The following is a 20,169-nucleotide window of genomic DNA, read 5'->3' as shown; positions in this document are numbered from 1 at the left end:
AACATAAAAAGATGAAAAAAATGATGCACTTAGCAGCGCAATATTTAGCCGCTGCAGGAATAAGTTTTGTTGATAAGCAGGATGATGATAGTCATACTAACCTGGGTTTTTCAATTGATAAACAACAATTAGAAACGCACCCCTTATCATCGAACGGAGATGTAATTGCTTTAAATTACAAAACCTTTTCTTTAGAATGGATTTCACCTAAAAACAATGCATCTTTTCCGTTGGATGGCAAAACACATCAACAAGTATTGGAATGGTTAATTAGAACTGCCGATGCATTTTTAGGGAAGAAATATACCTATGACTTTCATTACGATTTACCCTATACAATTGATAATGCATTTAAGTATAAATTGAATATATCAGAATTAAAAGAGCTAGCTGCTCTAAGAATTTTGGCTCAGACAAGTTTAGAGAAAACACTTAGCGATACAGGATTAAAATCGGATGTTCGTGTTTGGCCTCATCATTTTGACTCTGGTGCTTACGCAAGTTTAAATAATGACTTGGCAGTAGGTTTTGGGCTAGCCGTACCAGATGATATGATTAACGAACATTATTTTTATATTAGCGGTTACCACGGTCATAATGGCATAGATACGTCTAACTTCGATACGCTTTCTTTAGGTGAATGGAAAAATGAAGGATTTAAAGGCGCGGTATTACCAGCTTTAAAAGTAAGTGAAGCACAAGCAATTCAGTTTTTTATAGAAGCTATAAACACGTATAAAAAGTAACTATGAAAGTCACGAGTCTTTCCTTAGAAGCCTTTAAAGAGATGGATTATTGGGCAGTTGAGAAACTGAATTTGTCCATTGAACTAATGATGGAAAATGCCGGTTTACAACTCGCACGATTAGTGACTAAGAAGGCACTTAAAAACTCCGTAATAACCATTGGTGTTGGTAACGGCAACAATGGTGGTGGAGGTTTAGTGGCGGCACGCAGACTTACGGCTTGGGGATTTAATGTGAATTTAGATTTGGCTGTGCCGATAACTAAAGATTTACCAAAAGCACAATTAGAACGTGCTTTGTTGTTTGGCGTAAAAGAAGGTATACCAAAGAGGACAGATATTTGGGTAGATGCCTATTTGGGCTTTTCTCAACGGTTGCCTTTATCTGCTAGTTTTATAGAAAAGATTAATGAAGCAAATGCTTCATCTGCCTTTAAAATTTCTTTAGATATTCCAGTAGGTATTTCTAAGGATGGTGAACTAGCCGGGTTTAAAGCGAATCAAGTGATGACTTTAGCCGCGCCAAAAACTATTTTAGAAAAATTACCAAATGGGGTAGAAGTGTTTGTAGCTGATTTAGGAATTCCTAAAGCTGTCTATGAGCATTTTAATATAAAAATGCCCAGTTTTACGGAAAATCAATTGATAGCTTTATAACCAACATATGAAAAACGCTAAGGAAGAAGCCAAAGAAATTGATAAACAACTGAGAGATGAATTGGGTATTGATAAAGAGAAGTTAAAAGAACTTAAAAAGAAACTATTAAAAGTAGAGCCTCGCTCTGAACGTGGTGCGGAAACATTATTTCGTTTGGTATCTAAAAACCAGTATACCTTAAATACAATGATTGACAGAAAATCTAATATTTTGATTTCCATCAATGCACTAATACTTTCTATTACAATAGGCACTGTACTTAACCAATTGAACCAAGACCCGCATTTAATTTTTCCTGCTACTATTATGCTGGCTACCAACCTAATTTCTATTGGGTATGCTGTATTTGCAACAAGACCAGAGCTTACACATGGTAAAAAGAGTAACAACAACCTTTTGTTTTATGGAAATTTTAATACTATGAATGAAGAAGAGTATACAGAGGAACTTACCAGTTTAATGTATAAAGGTGATGAGCTTTATAACACAATAGCAAAGGATACATTTCATTTAGGAAAAACTATTGACAGAAAGTTCAAATTACTAAGAACCTCTTTTCATGTATTCTTGGTCGGTATAGTTTTGGCAGTCATTGGTTTTATCGCCTGCCATGTTATGTTTGGAGATTTATTTAAATAGTGTACATTATAAATTAAAACATCTTTTTCAAGATTAAAAAATTACAAGGGTTATATCACAAATTAAGTTACAACCCTTGTTTGTTATTAATGTTTCACTTTTCAAAGAAATCCAAATATCTATCGGTACAGGCTAAAATGCCCTACAAATTCTCTAGCATCTTCATCTCCGTTGAGTTTAATAATGTACCAATAATCACCAAGTGGTAGATTAGAGTCATTGTAAAGTCCGTCCCAACCTTCTGAATCTTGAATCATTCTGTATAGTTTTCTTCCATACCTATCATATATGGAAATAGTGATATTTGGGAATACTTCAAGGTTCTTTGGTTTCCATAAGTCGTTAAGCCCATCACCATCAGGAGTGAAGAAGTTAGGTATTTCAATATCAATGAATTCCATGAAAATCTCATGGGTAACACTACAACCATTTTCATCAGTTACTGTTACACTGTAGGTGTCCGTTCTATTAATAAAGAATATATTTTCATCAGTTACCATTCCATCATTTATCTGATAGGTGTAGTTTGGATTTCCGCCTAAAGCTTCGGCCGTTATTTCATTTATATTATAATTACTCAATTGCAAAGTAATCGGTTCGAATTTTTCTGCCACAAAATCAAACGTATTAATACAACCATTAGAATGGGCAATGGTAAGTGTATGTTGTCCAGGTGTTAGATTGTTGAAATCTGAATTTAGTTCCAAATCATTAGAATCGTTCGAATCTATACTATACATCAATTCAGAGACTACGGACTGGTCTTCCATTTCAATGTGCAGATAATTTGTTGGCAAATTCCCGTCACATTCATAAATTAACTCTACCGTACCTGCTAAATTAACTCCAGATTCTATAGTAAACACATCGTTTATCATACAACCATTAGCATCTTTAATAAAAATTAAATAAGTACCTGTTGGTAAATCGCCATAACTCATTATGCCTTCCTCAAAATCACTATCCTCATTTGAATTTAGGCTAGTACTATAAGGCGCTGTTCCTCCTTGAATATCAAGTGTTACGCTACCATCTTCACTGCCAAAACAAACTTCATCTTCTGTAGTGGTCGTAAACGTTAATTCATTTGGCTCATCAATGTTAAATTCAAGCACTTCAAAACACCCTTTTGCATCCTGGATGATGATGGTATAAACTCCGGCAGCCAAATCAGTGAATGTACTTTCATCATCAAATTGGTTGAGGTTTGGTGAAATAGCATATTGATATGTTTCGGTTCCTCCAGTTACCAATAAAGCGATTACACCATCATCAGCTCCCATACAAGTAACATCTGTAACTTCACTTGTAACAACTAGTGGGGTCGGTTCAGATATTTCAATGCTTGTTGAAACCCATTCGCAATCTCCACTAGTTACACCTACAAAGTAAGTGCCTAGGGGTAGACTTTCAAAATAACCTAAAGTATTGGTAGGCGTGGCTGCTTGTGTCATGGCACTATCATAGTATAGACCGTATATATAATCACCAAGTCCGCCAGAAGCTCTTGCCGAAATAGATGCTGTGCTTTCTCCGTTACAATTTATATTGGCTCCGTTCAAGTCCAATTCAGCTGTTAACGGTATTATGTCGTTAATAGTAACTGTATTGGTTAGTGTCGGAGTACAACCATTCGTATCTTGAACATAATACTTATAAGGAATTGTGCTTGGTGCAATATCGAATACATGGGTATTGCCTCCGTTCATATCAGTAAACGGGCCTGTTTCGGTAGTACTAAATTGATACACATTTCCGGCAAAAGGAGTTCCTCCATCTACTGAAAGTGTCAACTGGGCATCTTCATCACATGTTAATGAGGTGGATACAACCAAACTACCTACGACAGGTATAGGATCATTAATTATAACCTCTGATGTTGTATAGATACATCCAGCATCATCTGTAATATTGATACTATAACTTCCTGATTTTAAACTACCAAAAGTGGCTGAAGTTTGTGTGGAAGACGTGGAAATAATCATTCCGTTTTCAATAGAATTTATACTGTACATAACTATTCCGACACCGCCCGAAGTAAGTGTTGCAGTAATAGATCCATCAGCATCACCAATACAATTTAAAGTTTGAATTGCAGGATTAATATCAGCAATCAATGGGTCGACTGTAAGAATAGTACCGCTTAAGGTAGTGTTCGTACATCCCGCTGCATCGGTAACTACTATGGCATAATTTCCGCTAGATAAGTTTGTGAAAACATAACTATAAATGTCACTTTGTGTTAAACCTAATGAAGGGATATAGATAGTATATGGTGCTATTCCACCGGTAGGCTTCACAGATAATCTTCCTTGGTTATTTGAGCATGAAGCATTCCCGATTTCACTTATAATAGCATCTAATGCTGTATCTGCACCACCAATGGTGACCATCGTTTCTTCGGTACAATACGGAAAGTCCATTTGTTCAACAGCGATACGATAAGTTCCCTTTGGCAAATCTATATTACCACTTATAGTTGCAGTTCCGCTTCCATTAGAAACATTAGTGTCATCACTTATATCAGAAAGCGTACCATTTGCATTCCATACAGTCCAATCAAAATTACCAGAATATCCTCCTGTAATTTCTAAATGGTTCTGACTCGTATCTCCTGCACAAACCACGGCACTATCTTTAACTACATTTATATCGAAGTCTTCTATTTCTTCAACAGTTTGGGTTACCGTAATGGAACAATTAGTAATTGTATTAGTTACTCTGAAAGCATGAATACCAACTTCTAAATCTAAAAACATACCTGTTGTGTTGGTGTCTCCTGTGGCCACATTTTCAAAACTATAATTGTGTCCGGCAGTTAAAGAATCGGACAGTGTACCATTTGCTGTAATGGTTATGGTTTCACCATTGTTGGCACATGAAATTTCATCATCAATTACTATATCGGCATCTTGTAATTCATCAAAAGGATTGATGATTGCAGTTGTGGTACCCATGCATCCGGCAGTATCATATACATTAATAGTATAGGCTCCGCCTGCTAAATTGGTTATAAAGAATTTATTATTGTTTCCGTCTTGAATGACATTGTTAGAAGCGTCGACAAACTCATATCGTACATAATTTCCGGCACCTCCAATTACTGCTACGGAGTTCACAATGATTGAAGCATAATCTGAATTATTTCCTGCTTCGCAACCAAATTGTACTACATCAGTAGCAGGAATGTTTACAGTAATTGCTGTTGGTTCATCAATTGATTTAACAAAAGAATTTTTACTACAACCATTTGTTCCGGTGGCCCTAACTACATAATCGATTGGAGCTAAACCTTGAAAACTTCTTGTAGCGCTGTCATAGGTGAAATCTGCCGATGGAATAGGGTTCAGAGCACTATCTAATAATTCATAAGTCAATGGCGAAATTCCATTATCCGTTTGTGTAATGGTTATACGACCATCATTTGCACCGTTACAACTAACATCTGTAGGCGTAGCCAAAAACTCAGGTTCAATTCTATCAGCAACTACAATTGTAAATATTCTTTCACAAGCTTCATGGTCTGTGGTAGCATCAACAAAAACTTTTATTTCATAAGTTCCAGCAACTGTAGGGTGATATTCAATAGAACTTCCTCCCATGGTTGTTTTAGGAACGAACATGGTAGATGAAGTGGTTTCTTCAACCGAATACTCATATACTCCCGAGCCTTGTAGCGCTTCAATTTTTATGATGGCATTTTGGGGTGCCGAACAGTCTAGAAATTTGGTCAATTTAACATTTGCTTGTAAGGCAGGTTGTACGGTAAACGTCGTATGAGCTGTAGAGCAACCATTACCATCAATAACATACATATCATAATCACCCGATGTTACTCCAGTGAAAACTCCTCCATTGTTTAAGAATGAAGTAGGGGTTGAACCGCCTGTTGCTACAATAGCGTATCTAAGGTTTCCTACAAGGGAAGTTGCAGATATGGTAAGTTCGATATTACCATCACAATTTGCCACTTGAATATCAGTAATAATTGGGTTTGGAGTGAGCGTCATAGCAACGGTATACGGAGCACTTGTTGTACAACCATAAACGTCGGTTATTGTAACATTATAATTACCTGCTGGAGAATTAGCTGGTATTTCAATAGGGTTCTGCGATGTTGCAGTAATAGCAGTAAATCCGGCTGGTCCAGTTATATCAAACGTATATGGAGCAGTACCTCCATTAATATTGGTTACAGATATGAGTCCGGTTTGGTTACAGCCAATTTCCTTTGTTTCAGTTACGGTTGCTGTAATAGGAAGCTGTTTTTCAATTTCTATGTTTTCGCTTCCCCCGTGGCATGCATCTGCCATGGTACTATTTACTTGAGTGACTTCAATATAATAATTGCCAACCGGAAGGTTTAAAAACTCAATTGTAGAGGAATACGCAACATTTTCAGCAGATGCTCCAGTTCCACTAAATAAAGTAGGGTTTATATCACCTACTTCATAAAGTTCCCATCTCATGTTTGGTTCAGCAGTATCTGGATTTATCGTAAAAGTGATAGACCCACTAGTTGCATCACTACAACTTGGAATAACATTGTAAGTAATGTCAATAGGGATATTCACCAAATCATTTACGTTTTCAAGACTTTCACGAACACAACTACTTGCATCCTTTGCATAGAACGTATAGCTTCTACCAGGTGTTAAACCCGAAAATTCATAAGGGTCGTTTATGCCTTGTGGGGTCACGGTCCAAGATGCTGTACCGGGGTCAAAATTAATAGGATCCTCGGTATAGGTATATACGTACGGTGCATTACCTTGACTTCCTTGAACTTTCACCACTAGTTGATTACAATCTACAATAATGGGTAGTATGTTAATATCAAGGTTATCTAAAGGATAGGTTAAGGTATAAAGTGGCAAGTTATACCTGCATAAAGTATTACCACTACCATCTACTGTTCTAATCGATGGTTGAATTTCATATCCAGAAGTAAGGCCCAAATCATCAAAAGTATCAGTGGTTCTCCATGAAGCTCCATTGTCGTGACTAAATTCAAGAGTTCCGCTCAATCCTGCGGTTGGGTAATTTTTAAATTTAAATCCAAAAGCCGGAGTACAAGTACCTGTGGTGAAATCTGTTTCGACCTCTGCGGTAAGTACTGGTGGGTCTACAATAGCTATAGTAGATTCTATAACAGTGCATCCCAACCCATCTGTTACGCGTACTTCATAAGTACCAGCCGGAGTATTGTTGAAAGTATTGGTAACTGCAGACAGGTTTGAAACAGAAGCAATCTCACTTCCACCTTCATATAGAAAGTAGGTAAATGGTCCTGCTTGAGTTATTTCTGAGGTGGATAGACTTCCTCCCCCTAATTTTTGAATATCGACAACTATGGTTCCATTACCGCCATTACAGTCTGGGTCTTTTGGAGTAACACTTAATTCCCATTCCACTGCGGGATTCACAATAATATTGGCTACAATAACTTCGCAAAATGATGAGGCACCGTTGTTATCACGTACGTATAAATCAAATCCTGTTAGGTTTGCTATGGCCAAGGCATTATCAATCGAAAAGTTAGTTGAGGTAATAAAATCACTTGTCGTCGCGGTGTCACCTTTTGGAACCAATGCGTAGACGAGAGTTCCATTGCCACCAGATGCAGTCACGTCTATTGCGCCATCTGCACACGTGCTTACATCCGTTTTTGATATATTGACCAAAAGTTGTGAGTCGATGGTGATTGTGGTAACTCCTCCATCACATCCATAAGAATCTTTAACATTAACGGTATATATTCCATTTGATAAACCATCGAAAGTATACGTATTCGATGTAGATGGAGTAGGCGTTTGCCATGGACCTCCATTTAATTGAAAAAGATATCCGCCGCTACCTGTATCGGCATTAAGTTTAATTGTGGCATTATTGCCCCCATCATAACAACTCGTGTAGACTGAACTATAAGTAAGTGCTACTGGGGCATTTATGGAAACCACAGCACTTTTTTCAAAACAATCATTAATATCTTTAACAACGATAACATATTTTCCTGTAGTTAATCCATTAAAAGTTGCACCAGTGCTGTTTGGAAAGGCAACCAATGTATTACCTAAATCATCTTCTAATGCGTATTCGTATGTTTGGATGCCACCCGTAACTGCTGCTTTAATTGTTCCGGTAGGATCACTACATGTAGGATTTTGCTCAATACTTGTATTAATTACAATTGCATCGGGTTCAGCAATAATTTGGGTCAAGGTTATAGAGCAAGATGTATCATCTACCTTTCTAACCAATACACTTTGTGTTCCTGCCGAAAGTACTTTGGCAGTTGTAACCGGAGATGTTTTAGATAAAATCCAATTACTCCCACTATCAATAGAATACTCAAAACCGTTATTGGCGTCAAAATTATCTACATCAAATGAAATGGAGCCGTTATTATCACCATTACAGGTTACATTCGTATAACCGATTATGCTCGTTTCAAAATCTTTTCCATCCTCGATAACCACGGGGATATTCATTATTCTAGGGCAAGATTGTGGAATCTGTTCTACTAAAATATCATCGATGGCCACATCATTTCCACTATTTCCAATTTTTTTGGAAATGATAGTGAAATCTAATTCAGTATTGGAGCCAGGGTTCATGGAAAACTCATAGGAATTCCAATCTTTATTTTTAGGAATATCATTGGTCTGTACTTCCCCAACTACCGTTCCGGTACCAGGAATACGCATTTGAACATAAATATTTGGGTCTAATTGTCCACCACTTTTAAGTAAGTTGATAGCTGAAAAAGATACTCTCATATCTTGATTAGGGATAATATCTACTATCGGTTTTTGATAAATAACCTGTCCTGGTTTTGGTGAACCTACGTTGATGACCAAATAACGGCCATTCGAATCTGTACCGTTCGATGTATGGTCGGTTGGGCGTAGCCATGAACTAAATGGAGAAACGATATAGCTAGTGACAGAATATTCGAAATCGTTTACATATTTGTTGCTGCCCGCTTGATCTTCATAAGTGTAGCCCACAGTAAAATCGCTATCAACTGTAGGTCCACTACCGAAATCTTCAAGAAGAAGTACACTAGGGTTAGGTGGGTTGTTTTCTGTGTATTCAGCCGTAATATTATATGTGCCAGGTACTATACCAGCAAATATTCCATCTGTAACCGATACTGTAGGAGTAGTATTTATAGTGTATACATAGTTATAAATAGTTTGGTTGGAAGTAACTATAATGTCACCGTTACCTTCACAATCATAATCTAAATCTGTATCAAAGACCGGTATCGGAGGCACTTGGTCAATAGTAAGAGGTATAGAAATTTCACAACCTCTAGAATCTTTAGCGATTAAAATATGGCTTCCTGAAGGTAATTGTTTAGTTCTTAAACTAGAATTCATGGGGTCATCCACAATAAATGTACTTCCTCCGTCAAAACTAAACTGATAAGGTGCTGTACCGCCTTCAACATTGGTAAAACGAACTTCAGAATATTCATTGACATCACAAGTACCCGTGCTTGAAACACCTGCATTGGCTTTAAAGGATTCAGGATCATCTAACGTAAAGTCTAATTCACCTTCGCACCCATCTGTACCTCTTACTTTAACGGTGTATGTGCCAGGGGACAAGTTTACAAAAGTAGGATCGTTCTGTTGTGTGCTCCAGTTATTAATTGAATATATATAGGGAGTTTGTGCCCCAGAAACATTCATTGTAACTTGACCTGTACTTGAACCCTCACACCTCACCTCAGAATCTATAGTTGGTGTGGCTATGCTTAGGTCACCTAAATCATTAATGGTGATTTCATTGGAAAGGGACCAGCAATTATTGCCGTCAACTATCACAAAACGATAGGTACCTTCTTCTCCTGAAGTAAAATTAAAAACTCCGGGAGCGATGGTGTCACGTTGAAATTCACTAGATGGAATGTCTGAAATTTTAGTGTAAGAGGAGCTGCCATTTTTTTCCCATATCGCATATAAGTAGGATGGATCTGGAGAACCTTTTGTTCCTTTTAGGGTAACAAGACCATCAGTACACGATATATGTTTTGTGGTTACCGCACTTACTTGTGGGTCAGGAATTTCAATAATTGTAAATGTTTCAGTTACTTCACAGTCATCATCGGTACTGACCACCACAACATAATCTCCGGCTATAAGTCCATTAAAAGATATGTCGCTGCTTATTTGGGCCAATTCATCATCAACGAGTATACCTGGAGCTCCAGAACCATTGTCTTTATAAAGTCGATAATGATAGTTTGCTCGACCTTGCCCCATTTGTAGTCTTACACTTCCCTGACTCATACAAGTAACGGGTTCTTTTGAAAGATTAAGTGTAAGGTTCATGTCTTCGACACCAATATTTTCAGTGCTAAAAACACAACTTCCTTCTATAGGCTCGCCTGTAGATGGATCTAACTGAGTGAAATCAACACGATAGATACCAGAATCCGAAATTGTAAAGTTTGGACCGTTCTTGGCAGAATAAGATACTACTACTGAATCTGAATCAGTATCTACTAACTGATAACCATATCCAGAACCAACATTATTTATTCTTATAAATCCATCTGTGGAACAAAAGATATCTTCGCTATCATAGTCAAAATCAAGATTGTTCTGGAAAACATCAAAATAAAAGATACTGTTACAACCACCAGAGTAAGAGATTACCAGTCGATAGCGGCCTTCAGTATTTACAGTAAATCCGTTACCGGTATTTACTTCTGAATAAGAACATCCAATTTGGTTATTTGGACAATCTGGATTTATAATACTACAGCTTCCTTCATTCAGTTTCTGCCATGATATTTTAAGAGCATCGGTTATATTAAGCAGTATTTCTTGTGTGTCATTTGTGCCACAAAGGAATAGTTTAGGTAATTCTGAATTATCATTTGAACAAGTAACTATTTCTCCTTGTATATCGTTGGTAAAATTTGCATCACCATTTAAAGTGTTGAAATAATTGATTATGGGGTTTATCTGAGTATTACCAAAACGAGTTACTATATTGATTTCTGTATTAGTACCACAAGAGGCAGACTCTTTTACTACTAAATATTGACCTGTTTCTTGTACCAATACCGTTGTAGGGTCATTATCAGGGTCACTATCACTATAAACAGTATCCGTTGAATCTAACTGTCCATTATTATTTAAATCTTTATACCAGGTATATGTGTCATATCCTGCTCCTGCATTGAGTTCTGTTTTGTCTCCACAGATTTGAATTTCGTTTTCAAAACTACAATTTGTAAGGTCATCTAAAAGGAAATTGGTAGCTCCCAGTGTCACGAAGCCGCAACTACTCACATTAGATACACTTGGATCATCAGATATGGTTTGTCCACTGGTAACTCCATTATAAGTTGAATATGCAGTGTTATTGATAGTAGAACTACATGCAGTCACAAAATCATGACAATCATTAGAAACCTTAACCTTTATTCGTATTTCGTAGGTGTTACTTTCTTTGGTTACTAATACATCAGGAATATTAAATGTTATTTCTCGAGAATCGGAAGGATTAATAGTTGTTGTAGTACCTGGAGCCTTGTCAAGGTCAATACTCTCTATTTCAACATTTTCAGGAAGAACATCACGAATTGTAAAGTTGGTGGCATTGTCATTACCGCGGTTCCAGAAACGAAGAACATACTCCAAAGATTCGCCGAGCAATACACCTGCACCAGTAATATCATTACCAGCTAAATCTTCAACCTTTTTTTCAACCAGAATGTCTGGATCAATGATTTCAACGGCGACGGTAGTTAGAAAAAGTATAACACCTTCACTAGAGGTACTTATTAGTATTTCGCCATTATCGTGGTCATTGGGCAATACTGAATTATCAGGGTTTTTAAGTTTTAAAATATCGGCATCCCATCCTAAGGTATTATGACTTGCTGGGTTTCTTGTGTCTACCCAACTACCTAAATTACTTATAGTACTATTAAAAATGTTATTGCTAGGGTTAATGGCATCGCTCAAATAGGTCCAGCCATCCGTTGGTTTTGCTCTAAAGCGCATGCTAGGGCCAGTAATTCTGTCTCCATCCATAGTTCCTGCCCCAATTACGGCATTAACGGGTAGTGGTGCTGGTACAGTTTTAAATCCACCGAATGGGAAACTTACTTCTTTATAAGTGCTTCCCATGGCTGCATAGCCGTCAAAAGTAGAGATGTACTTGCTGGTTGAATTAAGATTTTCATAAATAACGACCATGGTCCAACCCGCACTGACATTTTTTTCGTTAGTAGATGCTACTATATTTGCTACGGCATACTCGCCATTAGGGTCTACCAAACCAGATAGTAAATGGGTTACGTTAGCATAGTTAAGATATGAGGTCATGTTTTGACCACTTAAGTAATCTACATCGATTACACCTGGATCTGTAAATCCGTCACCATCTCGGTCACCGTCCTTATCATATATTTGTTCGTATTCAAATTGAGAATTACTATTAGGCCCAATATCGATGTAAGACCCACCAGGAGTCTTAAATTTTACAGATTTATATCCATTTCCTCTATTGGTGTCACGATAGATTCCTCCCCAATACAGTCCGGCATAAACAACCGCCGAACAAGATGGCGCGTTCAATTCTGCAATACTAGAACTGAAGGTATTTGCGTCTCCATCGATATCTATATAGTCCATATAAACATTCTGGTTGCTAGAACTACCATTATAAGCAACATTAGGATTGCTACTTACACTGACAATATTGTTAGCAACATAAACTAGATCTCCTTTTACCTTTATATTACCACCAGGTAATCTCGGTTCAAATGGGACTGACAGCTGCGCATGAGATATGCTAACAAAAGCAAGTAATAAAAGAAGTGTAATGAACTTTTTTGAGGGCTTTTCAACAAGTTTGGTTGACATTATTTAGCGTTGTTAGGTGGGGGGTATTAGAAGGCTAAACTATTGAAGTAAATGGAATCTTAAAATGTTATGTTGTGGACATGCTCAAAAATGTGGTTAACTCTGTGTTTTACATGGTTTCACAGATTTTTATAGAATCATTAAAGAATGAACTAAAACCTCTATAAAAGACGTTGCACTAGGAGTTTCTTTTAATATGATTTAAATCCATTAATTGGGTTTTAAAATTCATTTATTTTGTAATCCATAACGCTTTCTATTTTTTACTTAAAAATCAAGGTAAAGTCTTCCATTTTCTAGCCAAGATTTATGAATACCATCTAATTGCTTATCCTTATTATTAATAGGTATATTCTAAACTGCCATCGAAGACCAACTTCTTTGATAATCTTCTTTTTTATATAGTCAACGTAATCAGTAAATTGACAAATTTATAATTGACTAGGTCAATAGGGGGCATTATTTAGCAGAATTTCGAGTTGTATGTGTTATTTTAAATAAATGATAGTTATAATCCATTAGGAGTATTTTTTTCTATAACTTTATACCGTAAACTTTAGGGGTGTTCTAAAATTTTAGAACTGAGAAAAACCCTTTGAACCTGATTTGGTTAGTACCAACGAAGGGAAAAGTAGAAAAACACATTGTAATATGTGTTTACGCATCCTTTTCATGATAGTAAGCGTTCTAAAACGCATTTACCTATCAATTCAATACTTTCTCGAAGCCCTTATTATTTACAGCATATTTAAAAAATATACTGTACTATGATTAAAATCTGGGTCAACGAGCAAAGTTTAGAAATCGAAGAAGGCTCGACAATTCTTCAATTACTTGAGCAATTAAATTCACCCAAAATCGGCATTGCTGTTGCAATTCAAAATGCCATTATCTCTAAAAATTTTTGGGAATCAATAACCTTGTCCAATGAAGACAATGTTTTAATAATTCAGGCCGCTCAAGGCGGATAATTCCCTACTCAATATTTAAACAACATACTCTAAATGAAAAATAAAGATACAGCACCAAAAGAGGGGAAGATAACAAGGCATCCTTTTCCTAATTCCACAAAAATTTATGTAAGTGGTATCATACATCCACAAATTAAAGTGGCGATGCGCGAAATAGCTTTGAGTGATACTAAACATTCTATTACTGGAAAAATGACATCGAATGAGCCTGTAACGGTGTATGATACTTCTGGTCCATATACAGATCCTGAAAAAGTAATCAATGTTCACCTTGGTATTGAAAGAATACGTGAGCAATGGATAATGGATAGAAATGATGTGGAGCGTTTAAATGAATTTTCATCTGATTATTGCAATGAACGCTTAAAAGATATGAGTCTAGAGCATATGCGTTTTTCGTTATTAAAAAAACCTTTGCGCGCTAAGGGTGGCAAAAATGTAACGCAATTACATTACGCCAAAAAAGGAATTATAACCCCCGAAATGGAGTACATCGCTATTCGTGAAAATCAACGAATAGATGAGATGACCGAAATTAAAAAACAACATCCTGGGGAGCATTTTGGAGCATCTATTCCTGCTAAAATTACTCCGGAATTTGTTCGGGAAGAAGTAGCTAGAGGTCGAGCAGTTATTCCATCTAATATTAATCATCCAGAGGCAGAACCGATGATTTTGGGTCGAAATTTTTTGGTAAAAATAAATGCGAACATAGGCAATTCTGCAACGACATCTTCTATAGAAGAAGAAGTGGAAAAAGCGGTGTGGGCCTGTAGATGGGGCGCTGATAACATCATGGACCTTTCTACGGGTCAAAACATACATGAAACCCGTGAATGGATAATTCGTAACTCTCCCGTACCTGTTGGTACCGTTCCTATTTACCAAGCTTTAGAAAAAGTAAACGGTGTTGCCGAAGACTTAACTTGGGAGATTTTTCGCGATACTTTAATAGAACAGGCCGAACAAGGTGTAGACTATTTTACCATTCACGCAGGGGTATTGTTGCGCTATGTGCCGATGACAGCGAGTCGGGTAACCGGTATTGTTTCCCGTGGTGGATCAATTATGGCCAAATGGTGTTTAGCACATCATAAAGAGAGTTTTTTATATACTCATTTTGAAGACATTTGCGAGATTTTGAAGAAATATGATGTAGCATTTTCTTTAGGAGATGGGTTGCGCCCTGGGTCTATTGCCGATGCGAATGATGAAGCGCAATTTGCAGAACTTGAAACTTTAGGAGAATTAACTCAAATAGCTAGAAAGCATGAAGTGCAATGCTTCATAGAAGGGCCTGGCCATGTACCTATGCACATGATCAAGGAAAATATGGAAAAGCAGATTGAAGTTTGTGACGAAGCTCCTTTTTATACATTAGGTCCTTTAACGACTGATATTGCTCCTGGTTATGACCATATTACCTCAGGTATAGGTGCTGCAATGATTGGTTGGTTCGGGTGTGCGATGCTCTGTTATGTAACACCAAAAGAACACTTAGGATTGCCGAATAAAGAAGATGTTCGGGTGGGAGTTGTTACTTATAAATTGGCTGCGCATGCTGCCGATTTGGCAAAAGGGCATCCAGGTGCACAACATCGAGATAATGCATTAAGTATGGCCCGATTTGAATTCCGTTGGGAAGATCAGTTTAACTTAGGTCTCGACCCTGAGCGTGCTTTAGAATATCATGATGAGACATTACCTGCCGATGGTGCGAAAGTTGCACATTTCTGTTCTATGTGCGGTCCAAAATTCTGTTCAATGAAAATATCACAAGAAGTTCGCGATTTCGCTGCAGAAAATGATATTGTAGACAACGAAGTGATTCAAAAAGGAATGGATGAAAAGTCTAAAGAGTTTAAGAATAAAGGATCAAAAGTATATTTATAAGATAATGATTTGGGAGTTTCCACACTTAAAAAAGTGTGGTCGGGCTTTCTCTCTATATCTTTTTTAAGTAAAATAAAAAAGGATGCCGCTTCAATCCCTAACTTAAAAAGTTAGTTATAAATTGAGCAATGTCGAAATAAAAGTCAAAATGATAGTTTTAATAGCGCCAGAAAATGATATTACTAATGAAATTGAAATACTTCATCAATTATTTGAAGAAGGTTTAGAATACTATCATTTTAGAAAACCTTATAAAAACGTAGAACAGCATCGTAAATATTTGAATCAAATAGATTCAAAATACCATAATAGGGTAGTGGTACATTTATTTCACGAACTAGTGAATGAATTTAATTTAAAGGGAATTCATTTTCAAGAAAAGAAAAGATTAGATCATATTGACAACCCTGGTCGATATTTTAAGAATCTAGAGATGTATGGTAAAACTATTAGCAGTTCATTTCATGAATTAACAGCGCTCGAGGAATGTGACTTTGAATTTGACTACCATTTATTAAGTCCCGTTTTTTCATCTATCTCAAAACCTGGATACCAAGGACGCGGATTTGATGTTAATCACATTGATAAGACAATAATTGGCATGGGCGGTGTAACCACAAAGAACATAAAAACTTTTGATACTTTAGGGTATAAAGGTATTGGTGTTTTAGGTGGTATTTGGAACAGTAGCGAACCGGTTGAATCTTTTAAAAAAATGAAAAGATATTTTGAATAACCTAAAATATATATTGACCATTGCAGGCCACGACCCTAGTGCTGGTGCTGGGGTCACATCAGATATCAAAACTTTTGATGCCCATGGGTTGTATGGGCTATCTGTTTGTACGGCTATTACGGTTCAAAATGATATTGAATTCAAACAGTGTTCTTGGGTTCCTGTAGAGACTATTATATCCCAAATAGAAATGGTTTTCGAGCGCTTTGAAATCAATACAGTTAAAATTGGAATTGTTGAATCATGGCAGACCTTACTTTTAATATTGGAAAGATTACATACGATAAATCCGAAGTTAAAAATTGTTTTAGACCCAATTATAAAAGCTAGTGACGGTTATGATTTTCATGGGGGTGAAGATCAAAACGTGCTAGATGAAATCTGGAAGCATTGTTATATAATTACTCCTAATTACAATGAAATTAAAAGTTTATATCCTCAAATGAATATTGAAGATACACTCGAGCATATTAGCAGTTTCACGAACATCTATTTAAAAGGCGGACATAGAAAAGACAAAAAGGGCTATGATGAATTGTATTATAGTAAAATCATAATGGTAAATATTCCTCCATTTTTAGATGAAGTTATAGAAAAGCATGGTAGTGGTTGTGTTCTGTCTTCAGCGTTGGCAAGTAACATTACCTTGGATATTGAATTGGAAGATGCTTGCAAGAATGCAAAATATTACACTGAACAATTTTTAAATTCTCATCCTTCATTATTGGGAATACATACAAAACAAAAAAAAGAATGATACCAAAATTGCATTATATCTCACAAGGGAAAACAGTAGAAGAGCACTTAACGAATATTAACAATGCGTGTACTAGTGGTATTGAATTAGTACAGTTGCGACTTAAAAAATTTAAGGAAGCGTCTATTCTAGAAGCAGCTGAAAAAGCTAGGGAAATTACAGGTCGATTTCAAACGCGTTTAATAATTAACGATTATTATAAAATTGCGAAAATCGTAAAGGCCGACGGAGTGCACTTAGGTCAATCTGACTCATGTCCATCAATCGCACGCAAACATTTATATTCTTGGCAGCTTGTTGGCGGTACAGCAAATACTTTAGAAGATTGTAAAACACTCCTTTCCAAAAATGTAGATTATATAGGTATGGGACCGTTTCGATTTACATTAACCAAAGAGAATTTGAGTCCGGTTTTAGGTTTAGATGGATATACGAACATATTAAAGAATCTTGATACAGAAACGCCCATTATTGCTGTTGGTGGAATAACCTTGGATGATGTCTCCGATATTATGAAAACCGGAGTTCACGGAATTGCTGTTTCAGGAGCGATAACCACAGACTTTAATCGAATTGGGAAGTTTAAGCAGTTAATAGCAGGAGATGAAGTGCAGGAAAAAGTATGGACGCCTTATCAAAATAATAATTAATGGGAGACGTACTCAGAATAGCTAATAAAACCTTTACCTCAAGATTGTTTGTTGGTACAGGGAAGTTTAACAGCTCTCAAAAAATGCGAGATTCAATTTTAGCTTCTGAAAGCGAATTGGTAACCGTAGCCTTGAAGAGAGTTGAGGCGAATAATGAATCTGATGATATATTGGTTCATTTAAAAGATAAATCCATCAACCTTTTACCAAATACATCAGGGGTGCGAACTGCAAAGGAAGCTGTTTTTGCAGCTGAATTAGCAAGGGAGGCTCTAGAGACCAATTGGATTAAATTAGAGATTCATCCAGACCCTAGGTTTTTATTGCCTGATCCTATTGAGACCCTAAAGGCAGCTAAAGAATTGGTTGATTTAGGTTTTGTGGTGATGCCGTATATTCACGCAGACCCTGTTTTGTGTAAACGGTTAGAAGATGTTGGCGTTCAATGTGTAATGCCTTTAGGAGCACCAATTGGCAGCAATAAAGGATTGATGACCAAAGATTTCTTGGAAATTATAATTGAGCAAAGTAATGTGCCAGTGATTGTAGACGCAGGTATTGGTGCACCGTCGCATGCGGCATATGCAATGGAATTAGGCGCGGATGCCGTGTTGGTAAACACGGCGATAGCAGTATCTCAAAATCCTGTTGCAATGGGAATTGCTTTTAAGATGGCGGTAGAAGCGGGTAGAATGGCTTACTTAGCGAAGTTGGCACCAGTAAAACAATATGCCGAAGCAAGTAGCCCTTTAACATCTTTCTTGAATGAGTAAATTTAAAGACACTTTCGAAGCCTATGATTGGGATACGCTTGTGAATGAAATTTATAGTTTCACTTCTTTCGACGTAAAAAACGTATTGGTAAAAGAAAAGATTACCCTTGAGGATTTTAAGGTTTTGATTTCCCCTGCTGCAAAGCCATTTATAGAGCACATGGCACAACGCAGTAATGGGCTGACAAAGAAGCGGTTCGGTAACACCATGCAAATGTACATACCTATGTATCTTTCAAATGAATGCCAGAATATCTGTACCTACTGCGGTTTTAGTATGATCAATAAGATTCGAAGGAAAACACTTTCCGATAAGGAAATTATTGAAGAGGTGGCACATATAAAAAGATTAGGATACGACCATATACTTTTGGTTACTGGCGAAGCTAATAGAACGGTTGGTGTATCTTATTTGAAAAATGCCATAGCTTTAATTCGTGAACACTTTTCAAATATTAGTATTGAGGTGCAGCCATTAGATGAGGAAGAATATAAAACCTTAATTCAGGAAGGTTTGTATGCGGTATTGGTATATCAAGAAACGTATCATAAAGCAACGTACAAAACACACCACCCAAAGGGTAAAAAATCAAATTTCGATTATCGCTTGAATACTCCCGACCGTTTAGGAAAAGCCGGAATCCATAAAATAGGATTGGGTGCACTATTCGGATTAGAAGATTGGCGTGTAGATAGTTTTTATACGGCACTTCATTTAAAATATTTACAGAAGACGTATTGGAAAACAAAATATTCCATTTCTTTTCCAAGGCTACGTCCTCATCAAGGCGAGGTTCAACCCAAGGTCGAAATGACAGATTCCGATTTGGTACAATTAATATGTGCTTACCGTCTTTTAGACGAAGATGTTGAACTGTCAATGTCTACACGTGAAAGTGAAATCTTCAGAAATAATATTATAAACTTGGGAATTACCTCAATAAGTGCTGAATCCAAAACAAATCCTGGCGGTTATACGGTTGACCCAGAATCATTGGAGCAATTTGAAATTTCAGATGAGCGAAGTACCGATGAAATTAAAAAGATGATTCAATCACAGGGATATGAAGTAATATGGAAAGATTGGGATAGAAGTTATTCGTCATTCCTCTAAAATGATAGGGTCAACACATAGTGCAATTAAGTGGGTTTAACATTTTATTTGTGACAACCATTTAGATTAGCTTATATACTTTAACGTGCTAATTCACTTGATAGAATTCAATACTCTTCAATTGGAAGGATTATTTATGTTAAAATTATATTTTAATTAAACCTTTTTAAATAATTGCTGTCATAGAGAGTAAGGGTTTTTTTAATTCAAGATCTCATAGATGAATTAGCTATAATTTCATGCTAAAAGCATGTTAAATAATGCCTAACATTTACATAAAATAGTCTATTAGAATTAGATTTGTTAGTGTTCGAAAAACAGAATATCTAATATCTTTCCTT

Annotated in this window: 11 protein-coding genes and 1 riboswitch; of the genes, 10 read left to right on the top strand and 1 reads right to left on the bottom strand. The window is 36.5% G+C overall.

What is annotated here, in order from left to right; translation table 11 throughout:
- Nucleotides 1-11 precede the first annotated feature (11 nt).
- The 3 genes from AAC084_RS18270 to AAC084_RS18260 are packed head-to-tail and all read left to right on the top strand — an operon-like array spanning nt 12 to nt 2,042.
- Nucleotides 12-746 (top strand): hypothetical protein, encoded by a 735-nt coding sequence (locus AAC084_RS18270; RefSeq protein ID WP_339841698.1) that lies wholly within the window; start codon nt 12-14, stop codon nt 744-746.
- 2 nt (nt 747-748) lie between these two features.
- Nucleotides 749-1,402, top strand: coding sequence for an NAD(P)H-hydrate epimerase (locus tag AAC084_RS18265; RefSeq protein WP_339841697.1), 654 nt, complete (start codon nt 749-751; stop codon nt 1,400-1,402).
- Between the two features lie 7 nt (nt 1,403-1,409).
- Nucleotides 1,410-2,042 (top strand): Pycsar system effector family protein, encoded by a 633-nt coding sequence (locus tag AAC084_RS18260; protein WP_339841696.1) that lies wholly within the window; start codon nt 1,410-1,412, stop codon nt 2,040-2,042.
- A 119-nt stretch (nt 2,043-2,161) separates the two neighbouring features.
- Here AAC084_RS18260 and AAC084_RS18255 read toward each other — a convergent pair whose 3' ends face one another.
- Nucleotides 2,162-12,934 (bottom strand): T9SS type B sorting domain-containing protein, encoded by a 10,773-nt coding sequence (locus AAC084_RS18255; RefSeq protein ID WP_339841695.1) that lies wholly within the window; start codon nt 12,932-12,934, stop codon nt 2,162-2,164.
- A 548-nt stretch (nt 12,935-13,482) separates the two neighbouring features.
- A riboswitch (TPP riboswitch) is annotated at nt 13,483-13,579 on the top strand.
- Nucleotides 13,580-13,701: 122 nt separating this feature from the next.
- Between AAC084_RS18255 and thiS the strand changes: the two genes are divergently transcribed.
- The 7 genes from thiS (at nt 13,702) to thiH (ending at nt 19,828) form a co-directional block, all read left to right on the top strand.
- Entirely contained in the window at nt 13,702-13,905 is a 204-nt protein-coding gene (gene thiS, locus AAC084_RS18250; protein ID WP_339841694.1) for a sulfur carrier protein ThiS, read from the top strand.
- 33 nt (nt 13,906-13,938) lie between these two features.
- Nucleotides 13,939-15,798 carry a phosphomethylpyrimidine synthase ThiC gene (gene thiC / locus AAC084_RS18245; protein ID WP_339841693.1) on the top strand — a complete coding sequence of 620 codons (1,860 nt, stop codon included), beginning with the start codon at nt 13,939-13,941 and terminating at the stop codon, nt 15,796-15,798.
- A 148-nt stretch (nt 15,799-15,946) separates the two neighbouring features.
- A complete protein-coding gene (locus AAC084_RS18240) occupies nt 15,947-16,534 on the top strand; it encodes a thiamine phosphate synthase (RefSeq protein WP_339841692.1) in 588 nt (195 codons plus the stop codon).
- On the top strand, nt 16,527-17,291 hold the full coding sequence (locus AAC084_RS18235) for a hydroxymethylpyrimidine/phosphomethylpyrimidine kinase (RefSeq protein ID WP_339841690.1): 765 nt from the start codon (nt 16,527-16,529) through the stop codon (nt 17,289-17,291). Before AAC084_RS18240 ends, AAC084_RS18235 begins: the two co-directional genes overlap by 8 nt.
- The gene (gene thiE, locus AAC084_RS18230; RefSeq protein WP_339841689.1) at nt 17,288-17,941 is read left to right on the top strand and encodes a thiamine phosphate synthase; all 654 of its coding nucleotides are present in this window, start codon (nt 17,288-17,290) and stop codon (nt 17,939-17,941) included. Before AAC084_RS18235 ends, thiE begins: the two co-directional genes overlap by 4 nt.
- Nucleotides 17,941-18,714, top strand: coding sequence for a thiazole synthase (locus tag AAC084_RS18225; RefSeq protein WP_339841688.1), 774 nt, complete (start codon nt 17,941-17,943; stop codon nt 18,712-18,714). Before thiE ends, AAC084_RS18225 begins: the two co-directional genes overlap by 1 nt.
- A complete protein-coding gene (gene thiH / locus AAC084_RS18220) occupies nt 18,707-19,828 on the top strand; it encodes a 2-iminoacetate synthase ThiH (RefSeq protein WP_339841687.1) in 1,122 nt (373 codons plus the stop codon). Before AAC084_RS18225 ends, thiH begins: the two co-directional genes overlap by 8 nt.
- Nucleotides 19,829-20,169: the final 341 nt, after the last annotated feature.

Origin of the sequence: uncultured Maribacter sp. (assembly GCF_963977385.1) — a bacterium.
Classification (GTDB): domain Bacteria; phylum Bacteroidota; class Bacteroidia; order Flavobacteriales; family Flavobacteriaceae; genus Maribacter.
The sequence above is the reverse complement of the archived record's forward strand: the minus strand, read 5'-3'. Positions and strand labels throughout refer to the sequence as shown.

What these genes read in the sequence shown, in the direction of transcription:
- AAC084_RS18225 (WP_339841688.1), top strand. Translation starts at nt 17,941, where the DNA reads ATGGGAGACGTACTCAGAATAGCTAATAAAACCTTTACCTCAAGATTG.
- thiC (WP_339841693.1), top strand. Translation starts at nt 13,939, where the DNA reads ATGAAAAATAAAGATACAGCACCAAAAGAGGGGAAGATAACAAGGCAT.
- thiS (WP_339841694.1), top strand. Translation starts at nt 13,702, where the DNA reads ATGATTAAAATCTGGGTCAACGAGCAAAGTTTAGAAATCGAAGAAGGC.
- AAC084_RS18260 (WP_339841696.1), top strand. Translation starts at nt 1,410, where the DNA reads ATGAAAAACGCTAAGGAAGAAGCCAAAGAAATTGATAAACAACTGAGA.
- AAC084_RS18270 (WP_339841698.1), top strand. Translation starts at nt 12, where the DNA reads ATGAAAAAAATGATGCACTTAGCAGCGCAATATTTAGCCGCTGCAGGA.
- thiH (WP_339841687.1), top strand. Translation starts at nt 18,707, where the DNA reads ATGAGTAAATTTAAAGACACTTTCGAAGCCTATGATTGGGATACGCTT.
- AAC084_RS18255 (WP_339841695.1), bottom strand. Translation starts at nt 12,934, where the DNA reads ATGTCAACCAAACTTGTTGAAAAGCCCTCAAAAAAGTTCATTACACTT.
- AAC084_RS18265 (WP_339841697.1), top strand. Translation starts at nt 749, where the DNA reads ATGAAAGTCACGAGTCTTTCCTTAGAAGCCTTTAAAGAGATGGATTAT.
- AAC084_RS18240 (WP_339841692.1), top strand. Translation starts at nt 15,947, where the DNA reads ATGATAGTTTTAATAGCGCCAGAAAATGATATTACTAATGAAATTGAA.
- thiE (WP_339841689.1), top strand. Translation starts at nt 17,288, where the DNA reads ATGATACCAAAATTGCATTATATCTCACAAGGGAAAACAGTAGAAGAG.